Origin of the sequence: Corynebacterium sp. MSK039 (assembly GCF_030232315.1) — a bacterium.
GTDB lineage: Bacteria > Actinomycetota > Actinomycetes > Mycobacteriales > Mycobacteriaceae > Corynebacterium.
In genome coordinates this window covers 64,380-74,519 of record NZ_JASPJL010000009.1, presented here as the reverse complement: position 1 = coordinate 74,519, position 10,140 = coordinate 64,380, and the positions used below count along the sequence as shown (strand labels likewise).

Here is a 10,140-nt window from a genome sequence, read left to right as displayed (position 1 = left end):
ACGCCTAAGAAACTACTCCCAAGACTGCGCTCGTCAACATCGGTCTGGCACTTGACAAAAACATAGGGACACCCCCCCGCCTGACACCCTAGATGGCTATCGCTGCCGTGCACCCTGCACAACCGGCTGGGCAACCGGCCCTCAATCAACCGACCCCACGCAACCGGCTGGGCACGCAATAACCCCGGGGAAGGAATAACTCCTTCCGCCGGGATTGCGTTGCGCTGCGGGACCGGTGCGGTCCGGCGCTGGCTACAGCGGCAGCAGCCTAGTTGCGGAGCATCTCCGCGACGAGGAACGCCAGCTCCAGGGACTGCTGAGTGTTCATGCGCGGGTCGACGGTGGTGTCGTAGCGCTTCGGCAGGTCCACGTCGGTGATGGACTGGCCGCCGCCGACGACCTCGGTGACGTCGTCGCCGGTGAGCTCCACGTGCACACCACCCGGGTGGGAGCCAAGGGCGCGGTGGACCTCGAAGAAGCCCTGGACCTCATCGATGATGCGGTCGAAGTCGCGGGTCTTGTAGCCATTGGAGCTGGTGTAGGTGTTGCCGTGCATTGGGTCGGTCTGCCAGATGACCTTGTGCCCGGTGGCCTCCACGGCCTCCACGATCGGCGGCAGGACGTCGCGGATCTTGTCGTAACCCATGCGGGTGATCAGCGTCAGTCGGCCCGGATCGTTGTGCGGGTCGAGGCGGTGGACGTACTGGACGGCCTCCTCTGGGGTGGTCGTCGGCCCGATCTTCACTCCGACCGGGTTACCGATCAGGGAGGCGAAGTGGATGTGGGCGTCGTCCAGCCCGCGGGTGCGCTCGCCGATCCACACCTGGTGGGCGGAGAGGTTGTAGAGCACGTCCCTGCCCTCTTCGTCGTGGGCCAGGCGCAGCATGCCGCGCTCGTAGTCCAGGACGAGGGCCTCGTGGGAGGCGTAGATGTCCGCGGTGTGCAGGGTGGAGGAGGTCACGCCACAGGCGCTCATGAACTCCAGACCGCGGTCGATCTCTTGGGCCAGGGCCTCGTAGCGGGCGCCCGCCGGGGAGTTGGCGACGAATTCGCGGTTCCACTCGTGCAGCTTGTACAGGTCCGCGGTGCCCGAGCCAGTCAGGGCGCGGATGAGGTTCATGGTCGCCGAGGAGTTCGCGTAGGCGCGCACCATGCGGGACGGGTCGTGGGCACGGGCTTCCTCGGTGGCTTCGTGACCGTTGACGAGGTCGCCGCGGTAGTTCAGCAGGCCGTTGGCGTCGCGGTCGGCGGAGCGTGGCTTCGCGTACTGGCCGGCGATGCGGGCCATCTTCACCACGGGGGTGGACGCCCCGTAGGTCAGGACGACAGCCATCTGCAGGAGGGTCTTGATGTTGCCGCGGATGTGCGGCTCGGTGTTGGACTCGAAGGTCTCGGCGCAGTCACCGCCCTGCAGCAGGAAGGCCTTGCCCAGGGCGACGTCCGCGAGCTGCTTGCGCAGGCGACGGATCTCCGGGGCGACGACGATCGGAGGGACGGACTCGAGAATCCTCCGGACACGATAAGCATGATCCTTGTCCCAGCTCGGCTGCTGCTTGGCATCACGAGCAAAAACCTGGTCAAACTCCGCTGCGATATCGTCCGGCAGCGGTGGGAGGTCGGGCATCTCATCGATGGGGAGGTCAATAGTCCAAGACATGCCTAAAACTATACCCGAAATTGGCCCTGGGCTGCGTGTTAAGTGCGCTTATTCAGCGCCGACATACTCAGCCGGTATTTCACGGCGTTGAAACGGGCGTCCACCAACGCATCGTGGGCCTTAGATGGGGCCTCCGGCAGTTGCGGTTTGCCCGCCATCTCCCACAGCTGGCGCAGCTCGCGGGTGAAGTGTGGAATCTCGCGGGGCAGCTTGGTCATATCCCCCCACAGCTGCGCGAGCGCCACGTGGTCGTACGCCCCCAGCCAGGCCCACAGTTCGGGCCAGTCGCGGCGGGTCGTGCCGGGCGGCAGGAGGAAGTCGTAGAGCTGGTCGCGCATCTGCGCGCGGCTCATCCAGGCCGCGTGGGAGCGTGGCGGCAGCAGCGGCAGCACGTTGCGCTTGACCCATGGGCCGGCCGCCCCCGCGTCGAATTCCGTGGAGATCGCGTAGAACTCGCGACCGTCCTCCGCGACAACACCGATGGAGATCAGGTCGATGGTGCGACCGTTTTCGATGAACTCGGTGTCATAAAAATAGCGCACTGCTACTGCTTTCTAGCTTCGCGTTTGGGTGGAGCTTGCGCACTGCTGGCGCGGCGTGGAGCGTTGTTCCGCCGTCGAGTGTAACCGGGTAGCGCCCGCCCGGGGCAAAGCCGGCGGATAAAGAATCCACTTGAGCACCGGCACCTTGCCGACGTTGTAGAACAGGGTCCCGGCGAACAGGCAAGCAGCGAAGCCGATGAGCATGAACGGATAAGTCTCAGTAAGGAACCCGAAGCGCTCCGGGTCACTATGGGCCAGGCCGCGGGCGCCGACGTCCATAAACAGCCACATCATCGCATGGTGACTGACGTAGATCGGCAGGGTGTTTGCTCCGACAAAGGTCAGGAAGCGGCTGACCAGCGGGGTGTTGCTCAGCCACACGGCCAGCACCACGCCGAACGGCACAGCGGTGAAGGTGCGGATGAGCGCCAGGAATGCGTTCTGGCTGGAAATGACGATATCCCAGCCTTCGAAGACCACCGCCTCCATGTAGCGGTACACGAACTCCCAGGCCACGAAGATTCCGAAGGTGCCGAGGATGACCGCCGCGTTGCCGGCCTTATTGGCCAGGGCAAAGAACCACGTGCGGAAGTGCAGGCCGGCAAAGAAGATCGGCATGTAGATGAAGGCCTGGCGGAAGCTCTGGGTCTGCACCCAGCCGGTCATCATGCCTGCACAGATGGGAACGAAAGAGAGCGCCAGGGCCACGACGGCGGGCTGGCGACGCAACAACCACGCGACGATGTTGTAAACCATCAGCGTGTAGAGGAACCACAGCCCGGGATCGCCGAACAGGATCGCCTGGATCAGGTGGGACAGGTCGGCATTGCCCGCCATGTTGAGGCGGATCAGCGCCTGGAAGGGGGTGAAGACCAGGTAGGGAACGAGCAGGAACCACAGGCGGCGATACCACAGGTCCCCCAGCGTGCGCTCCAGCACTCGGTGGGCGAAGAGCCCGGAGACCAGGAAGAACAGCGGCATGCGCAGCGGGTCGAGGAAGGAGGACAGCAGCCCCAGCGGTGTGCTGGTGCCATCCGGAACCGCCGTGACGACGTGCATCAGGCACACGCCGATGATCGACAGGCCCTTCGCGGTATCCGCCCACTCGACGCGGCTCGCCTTGCGCGGCGTCGAGGCCGGCGCCGACGCGCTGCTCGCCGCGGTCGCGTCCGCGGTCTGCTCACTGCTCGTCTTGATGTTTGCTCCTCTATGCCAATGGGGCTCTGCCCTGCCCCAGTGTGGATCCGTGGCCGGCAAGCCCCTTATCGAAGCGCGACTTCTTAACGTTTTTTAAGAGTACACCACGCCCTCGCCGGGAGCGGAACCCTCCGGGTAGCCCTGACCTGCAGCGAGGGAGTTTTTCACGTCCGCGGCGTAGAAATCCTTCACGTACTCCTGGCCGCTGAGCTTGGCGAGCTCCTCCATCACGCGGTCGGTCAGCGCACGGGCCTGCTGGTAATCATCCCCGGCATCCTTGAACTCGGCGGGGTCGATCGGGTCGCCCACGATCACGCCGCAGCGGTAGGGCCGCGGGATCCAGGAGCCGATCGGGTTGACCTTATTCGTGTTGATCATCGCCACCGGATAGACCTTCACGCCGGACTCCAGCGCGATGCGAGCCATGCCGGTCTTGCCACGGTAGAGGCGACCGTCCGGCGAGCGGGTGCCCTCCGGGTACATGCCCAGCGCGTCCCCCTTCTCCAGCACCCGCAGCGCGGTCTGCAGAGCGGCCTCCTGGGACCCCTTGTCGGCGCGGTCGATCGGCACCTGCCCCACCGAGGAGAAGAACCAGCGCTGGATCGCGCCGACCAGGCCTGGGGTGGTGAAGTATTCCTTCTTCGCCAGGAAGGTCAGCTGGCGTTTGTTCACCAGCGGGAAGTAGAAGGAGTCCATCACAGCGAGGTGGTTGGAGGCGAAGATCACCGGCCCGTCCGCTGGGGGCTTATCCAGCCCGCGGGTGAATGGCCGGTTGTAGATCCACAGCCACGGCCCGATGAAGACGTGCTTCAACCACCAGTAAGTCCGGTTCCGCATTGGAAAAGTCTTGCCTTCCTAGAGTTCGCCTCGGGCTTCGAAGCCCCGATCGTGTTTGGCCGCACGCCGCGCGGCCCGGGCTGCCCAGGGCTATAACTTCTTTAATCCAGCGCCTGCGCTGCGAGTAGAGCCACGCCAATCATACCGGCGTCCCCACCCAGTTCCGCGGGAACGACGCGGGCTAGGGGCCGACGACCTTGGCCGACGATGTTTTTCGCCATTTCTGCCCGGGCGGTTTCTAGGAAGAGGTCGGCGTCGGCGCTCACTCCCCCGCCCAGGACGATGAGCTCTGGGTCCAGGATGTCCTGCACCATCGCCAGGCCACGGCCGAGCCACTCCCCGACGTCCCGGAGGATCTCAAGGCCCAGCTTGTCCCCATCGCGGGCAGCCTTGACGATGTGCCGGCCGGAGATCTCCTCCGGTTGCCGGTGGAATCGGGTGAAGAGCACGGATTCCGGGTAGGCCCGCTCCGCAATGCGGTCATGGGCGGCCAGCTGCAGCGCGGAGCCGGAGCAGTAGCGCTCCAGGCAGCCTCGCTTGCCGCAGGGGCAGGACCGCCCGCCGGGCACCACCGTGATGTGGCCGAACTCGGGCGCGGTGCCGAAGGAGCCCCGGTACAGCTCGCCGTTGTGCATGAGCGCGCCACCCACCCCGGTGCCAATGGCGAACAGCGCCCACGTGCCGACCCCCTGTGCCACGCCACGGTGGTGTTCCCCGATGGCGGCGGCGTTGGCGTCGTGTTCCACGACGATGGGCAACTTGATGCGGTTTTCCAGTCGGGCGACGACGTCGACGTCCTCCCACGGCAGGTGGGGCGCGAAACGGACGGTGCGCAGGTCCGGGGCCAGGAAACCCGCGATCGCGAGGCCCACCGCACCGATCTGCGGGTGTCGGGCGCACAGCGTGTCGACGACGCGGACGATGGTGTCCTCCAGCGCCGGGGCTTCGGATGGTGTGGGGAGTTTTTCGAGGTCGACGATCGTGCCGTCGGCGTCGATGACTGCCGCGCGGAGGTTCGTGCCTCCGATGTCCATACCGATCGTCAGCTGTGGGTGTTCAGCTGGTGCTTCCTGGTTGTGCACCGGCAACCTTTCTCGATTCAGGCGTGGAAATACCGGTGCCCCGTAGCACCGGTATTCGCCGTGGTTCTCGCCCCTCGGTTGAGGTTGCGGCGATCGTGTCGCGCGGCTGGCGAGTTGAGGTCTTTATAGAACTTACTTCTTATTGACCGGGGAATTCCAACTGTGGCGGGGTGGTGTGCGCCGCCGTGGCTGGTGGTCGCCCCGCAGGACGTACTCCAGTTGCTGGGCGAGAACGCGCCAGTCCCAGGCCTCCGCGACGCGCTCCTGCCCAGCTGCGGCCAGGTTTGCGGCGCGTTCCGGGTCGTTGAGTAGTGCGCTGAGGCAGGAGGCGACGGCGGCGTTGTCACGCCCGTTCACGATCTCGCCGGTGACTCCGTTGATGACGGTCTCGGGTGCTCCCCCACCATCGCCGGCCACGGTGGCCCTCCCTGCGGCTTGTGCTTCGAGGAAGACGATGCCCAGCCCTTCGACGGAGAGCCCACCGCCCTGGGTGCGCACCGGCAGGGCAAAGACGTCCCCGAGGCTGTAGTAGCCGGCGAGGTCTTCTGGCTGCACCGGCCCTGTGAAGGTCACATGTTGGGCAACGTGAAGAGCCTCAGCCCGCCGCTGAAGCTTCTTCGCGTAATCGCCAGGGCCGACGATCACGAGGTGGGCATCCGGGACCTCCCGCAGGATCTGCGGCATCGCTGCCACGAGGGTGTCCTGCCCTTTCCTGGGAACGACCCTGCTAACCGCGACGATGACTTTCTTTTCCTCAACGCCCACGCGTCGGCGGAGGCGTTGCCGGACCTGCTCATCCGGGGTGAAGCTTGCGGCATCCACGCCGCCGGGCATGGGTTCCCACGCCACATCGGGGCCGAAAACCCCGGCGATGCGCCCACGCACGTAGCGGGAGACGAAGGTGAGAGTGTCCACGTGCCGGCCGATATAGCGGAGCACGGCACGGGCGCCGGGGAACATGGACCAGCCAACCTCGTGGCCATGGGTGGAGGCCACGACCCGCGTTGCCCCAGCGGAACGGGCGCTGGGAGCCATCGCAGCGAGTGGGGCTGCTGCACCGAACCACACGGTGTCGATGCGGTACTCGCGGATGAGCTGCCGCATGCGGCGGGCGACCTGCGGGGTCGGCAGCATGATCTTCCGGGGCCACCGTACGACGTGGTAGTCGACAGCGGCGTCGAACTCGGCGGCCGCGTCGGCGTCCTGGGTGGAGGCGAAGACCACGATGTTCTCCGCGGGGATCCCGGCGTGGGTGACCAGCGCGTTGAGGTAGTCGCGAATATAGGTCTGGATGCCCCCGAGGGTCGGTGGGAAGTCGTTGGTGACGACGAGAACCCGCGGGGCTGGGACGCCGTTGTTCTGCTGCTCCGGCACGCCGGGTGGGACCTGCTAGTAGCGGACGGCGCCGACGATCGGCATGGAATCGACCGGAACAACCTGGACCGGGATGCCGTAGTCGGAGGCGTGGACGAGCTGGCCGTCGCCAATGTACATGCCCACGTGGGTCGCACCCGGGTAGTAAGCGACGATATCGCCCGGCTGGAGGTCGGAGGTGCTGACGCTCTGGCCGCCGGAGAGCTGGGCCTGGGAGGTGCGCGGGATGGACTTGCCGATCTGCTGGTAGGCCCAGACCATCAAGCCGGAGCAGTCGAAGGCGTCCGGGCCGGTGGCTCCCCAGCTGTACGGGGCGCCGAGCTTGCTCATCGCCGCGGCGACGGCGCCGGCGTAATTGCCCTTCGCGGCACCGCCGGCGGACTTCTTCAGCTTGCCGAGGAACTCGTCGACGTCGACGTCGATGGGGCCGTTGCGGTCGACCCAGCGGCGGCGGTCCTCCGGGGAGAAGCCATCGACGATGGTCTTGACCTCGGCCTTCAGCCGGTCCAGGTCCTCGGTGCGCTCGTTGAGCTTCTTCTCCTGGTAGCGCAGCTCGTTGAGGCGGTGGTCGGCCTGGGCCTTGGTGCGCAGCGCCTTGGAGCGGGCGGCGTGGGCTTCCTGCTGGTCCTGGGTGACGGCGTCCATGCGGGACTGCGCGTCGCGGGTCAGGGCAGTGAGGTAGGCGGAGCGGTCCATGGCCGCGGCAGGGCCGGATGCGCCGGCGATCGCGGAGACCGGGTCCACGCTGGCGCCACGGTAGGCGGAGCGGGACATCTCGGAGACGGAGGCGCGGGAGGCGTCGACCTTCTTCTGGGTCTTGTCGAGCTGGGCCTTGGCGGCGCGGACGTCGCGGTTGGCCTTGTCCAGGGCCTCGTTCTGCTTGGCGATGCGCCCCTTGGTGGACTCCACGAGGTCGCTGGTGACCGCCGCGGTGCGGGAGATCTTCTCGAGGCGCTTGATCAGGCCGTCGACGTCCTTCGGCGCGGGGCTCTTGAGCAGACGGTCGACGTCAGCCTGGGTGGCGTCGAACTCGCTGAGCTTCTTCTTGTCCTTCTTCGTGTCCGCCTGGTTGGCTCCGTTGTCTCGGGTCGACGCGGCGGGGTCGGCCTGCGCGATTGGCGCGGTCGGCAGGATCGTCGCGGCGGTGAGTACAGCAGCGCAAACACTAGTCCCGAGGGTGAATTTCTGCTTAGACAAGATTTTTTCCAAACCTTTGCTTCGAAGAGCCACAGTGTGGGGGCGGATGTACGGGCCGTTCACGGGGTCGTCACGGCCACAAGCCGGGTTTTCAGGGGGATCGTGCAGCCGTGTTGGCTTGGGCTGACACCTGCTGCGGCGAACCGAAACCCAGCGGAACAACCAACTTGTGATTATGCCACAGTTGGCTCGCAATGAGTAGCCATTTCGGAGGGCTGAGCTGCAGCGCAGTAACGCCAGGCCTCGTTAGCCACAAGAGTTAACTGAAGGAAACAAGAAACCCGCCGGAGGCCGCATTTTGGGCCACTCCGGCGGGCAATCTGGCGCTAGAAAGCTTAGAAGCGCACTGCGTTGTTGACCGGCATGTAGTTGAGGTCGTTGACCTGAACCGGGGTGCCGGAGTTGACGGCGTGGACGACCTTGCCCTTGCCGATGTAGATAGCAACGTGGGATGCGCCACCGTAGTAGGAGACGATGTCGCCCGGGCGCAGATCCTTGATGGCGACCGGCTTACCGCCGCCAGCCTGAGACTGGGAGGTACGCGGGATGTTCTTGCCGACCTGCTTGTAGGCCCAGCTGGTCAGACCGGAGCAGTCGAAGGCGTTCGGACCAGCGGCACCCCAGGCGTACGGGGCGCCGACCTTGCTCATAGCGTAGTCGGCGATCTTCTGGCCGATGCTGACGTGTGCCTTAGCAGGGGCAGCCTTCTTCGCACCCTTGGTTGGAACCTGAGCCTGCTTAATGAGGCCTGCGTTCACTGCCTGGCGGTGAGCGTTATCGATGTGCGGCTGCACCTGCTTGGCGATGTGGTCCGGCGCCTCGACGGAGAAGTCGGTGTCCGGGACGGTGATCGGCGCGGCGGTGGCGGTGGCCGGAGCCAGGGCTGCGAGGCCTGCGCCTGCTGCTGCGAATGCGACTGCGTTGCGGACGGTGTTGCCCTGCTTACGGTGCTTACCCATAGAAATTCTTGCCTTTCGCTACTCCCCTTGAAAGGAGTTCTTATTCGGTTTCTTTTCTCCGGATGTTTACCGGCGGGGCGGCTGCCCTCTGCTTTAAGATCACGGAAAGATTACGAAACGATCACAAGCCCTGTCCACTGAAACGGCCAAAGTTTGTGAAAATTCTTCTGTTTCCATGCCAACCAAGGGCACCGACCTGGGAACTTCACCCCGCGAACACGCAAAAGTTACCAAACCGTAATAACCCCGCTACCTGCGTTCTTGCATTTGCTATACCGCTCGACCGCTGGCGCGAGCACCGCAGGCATGGCGGCGAGGTTTCAGCAATGTGATCTTGCTCACATCTCTTTATATTGGGTGCTTTTTTGGCGCTGGAAACACGGTTTGGAGGGAAGAAAACCGGACATCGAACACCTGCTGCTCAGCCAAAGAACGGGCTTGTCCGGGAGCGCGCCTAGACTCCTTAGCTATGAGCACTCCCCCGGCTAATACTCAACCCGGCTGCAATCGTGATGATGGCTCGTCGGTGAACCCGCGCCCACGCCTTGAGGCTGCGTTGGCAGCAGCGTTGGAACGCTGTGCGGTGGTGGACCTGGAAACCACCGGGCTGGAGCCTGCCACGGATAGAATCATCGAGATCGCTGTCCTGACCGTAGAGCATGGAAGCATCGTGGGGAGGTTCCACTGCCTCCTCAACCCTGAGTGCAGCATTCCTGCGGAATCCAGCAACATCAACGGGCTTAGAGACGATGATGTCGCCAACTCACCCACTTTTGCCGAGGTCGCTCAGGAGCTCCTACCCCACGTATTGAATAGGACGCTCGTGGGGCACAACGTGAAGTTCGACGTCGGCTTCCTCGCGGCGGAATACGCTCGCCTGGGGCACGCGGATGCGGCACGGGCTTTGACGGAGCAGTGCCTCCCGCAAGCGTTGTGCACGGCAGCAACCGCTCGAGAGCTCATCCCCCGGGAGGCCGTGGGGCGTTATACGTTGGCGAACCTCGCGGCACACTGTGGGTTGCCCTCCTCCCCTACCCATCGGGCGCAGCAGGACGCGGCCACGACTTTCGATCTCACCCATCGGCTCTACACAATCGCACAAGAGCCCCCACAGCGTTAGTGGGCGCTCACCGCACCCCGCTCAACGCTTCCGCACGCGCAAATCCCTCAGGCAGGAACAGCGGGAAGCTTTAAATAGGTCATAGAGAAAGGGCGGGGCCCACGTTTTTACCGTGGGCCCCGCCCTTAGCCTTTCCCGGCTGCTAGTGGCAGTTGGAACTAGCGCCGGTACTTGA

9 protein-coding genes are annotated in these 10,140 nt (G+C 65.0%); 1 reads left to right on the top strand and 8 read right to left on the bottom strand.

Annotated features, from left to right (window positions below; genetic code table 11):
• Positions 1 to 268: 268 nt before the first annotated feature.
• The 8 genes from QP997_RS07430 to QP997_RS07395 form a co-directional block, all read right to left on the bottom strand.
• Positions 269 to 1,657 carry a class II 3-deoxy-7-phosphoheptulonate synthase gene (locus QP997_RS07430; RefSeq protein ID WP_070757981.1) on the bottom strand — a complete coding sequence of 463 codons (1,389 nt, stop codon included), beginning with the start codon at positions 1,655 to 1,657 and terminating at the stop codon, positions 269 to 271.
• A 38-nt stretch (positions 1,658 to 1,695) separates the two neighbouring features.
• Positions 1,696 to 2,199: a polyadenylate-specific 3'-exoribonuclease AS gene (locus QP997_RS07425; protein ID WP_284846726.1), complete on the bottom strand. Its 504-nt coding sequence runs from the start codon at positions 2,197 to 2,199 to the stop codon at positions 1,696 to 1,698.
• Positions 2,200 to 2,211: 12 nt separating this feature from the next.
• On the bottom strand, positions 2,212 to 3,456 hold the full coding sequence (locus QP997_RS07420) for an acyltransferase family protein (RefSeq protein ID WP_284846725.1): 1,245 nt from the start codon (positions 3,454 to 3,456) through the stop codon (positions 2,212 to 2,214).
• 33 nt (positions 3,457 to 3,489) lie between these two features.
• The gene (locus QP997_RS07415) at positions 3,490 to 4,233 is read right to left on the bottom strand and encodes a lysophospholipid acyltransferase family protein (protein ID WP_070757977.1); all 744 of its coding nucleotides are present in this window, start codon (positions 4,231 to 4,233) and stop codon (positions 3,490 to 3,492) included.
• Positions 4,234 to 4,334: 101 nt separating this feature from the next.
• Positions 4,335 to 5,315, bottom strand: a complete 981-nt coding sequence (locus tag QP997_RS07410) for an ROK family protein (RefSeq protein WP_284846724.1) — start codon at positions 5,313 to 5,315, stop codon at positions 4,335 to 4,337.
• A gap of 132 nt (positions 5,316 to 5,447) precedes the next feature.
• Positions 5,448 to 6,689 (bottom strand): glycosyltransferase family 4 protein, encoded by a 1,242-nt coding sequence (locus tag QP997_RS07405; RefSeq protein WP_284846723.1) that lies wholly within the window; start codon positions 6,687 to 6,689, stop codon positions 5,448 to 5,450.
• Positions 6,690 to 6,704: 15 nt separating this feature from the next.
• Positions 6,705 to 7,886 carry an NlpC/P60 family protein gene (locus tag QP997_RS07400; RefSeq protein WP_284846722.1) on the bottom strand — a complete coding sequence of 394 codons (1,182 nt, stop codon included), beginning with the start codon at positions 7,884 to 7,886 and terminating at the stop codon, positions 6,705 to 6,707.
• Between the two features lie 335 nt (positions 7,887 to 8,221).
• Positions 8,222 to 8,845 carry a C40 family peptidase gene (locus QP997_RS07395; protein WP_070757971.1) on the bottom strand — a complete coding sequence of 208 codons (624 nt, stop codon included), beginning with the start codon at positions 8,843 to 8,845 and terminating at the stop codon, positions 8,222 to 8,224.
• Positions 8,846 to 9,314: 469 nt separating this feature from the next.
• On the opposite strand from QP997_RS07395, the gene QP997_RS07390 reads away from it, so the two are divergent.
• The gene (locus tag QP997_RS07390; protein ID WP_284846721.1) at positions 9,315 to 9,965 is read left to right on the top strand and encodes a 3'-5' exonuclease; all 651 of its coding nucleotides are present in this window, start codon (positions 9,315 to 9,317) and stop codon (positions 9,963 to 9,965) included.
• Positions 9,966 to 10,140 lie beyond the last annotated feature (175 nt).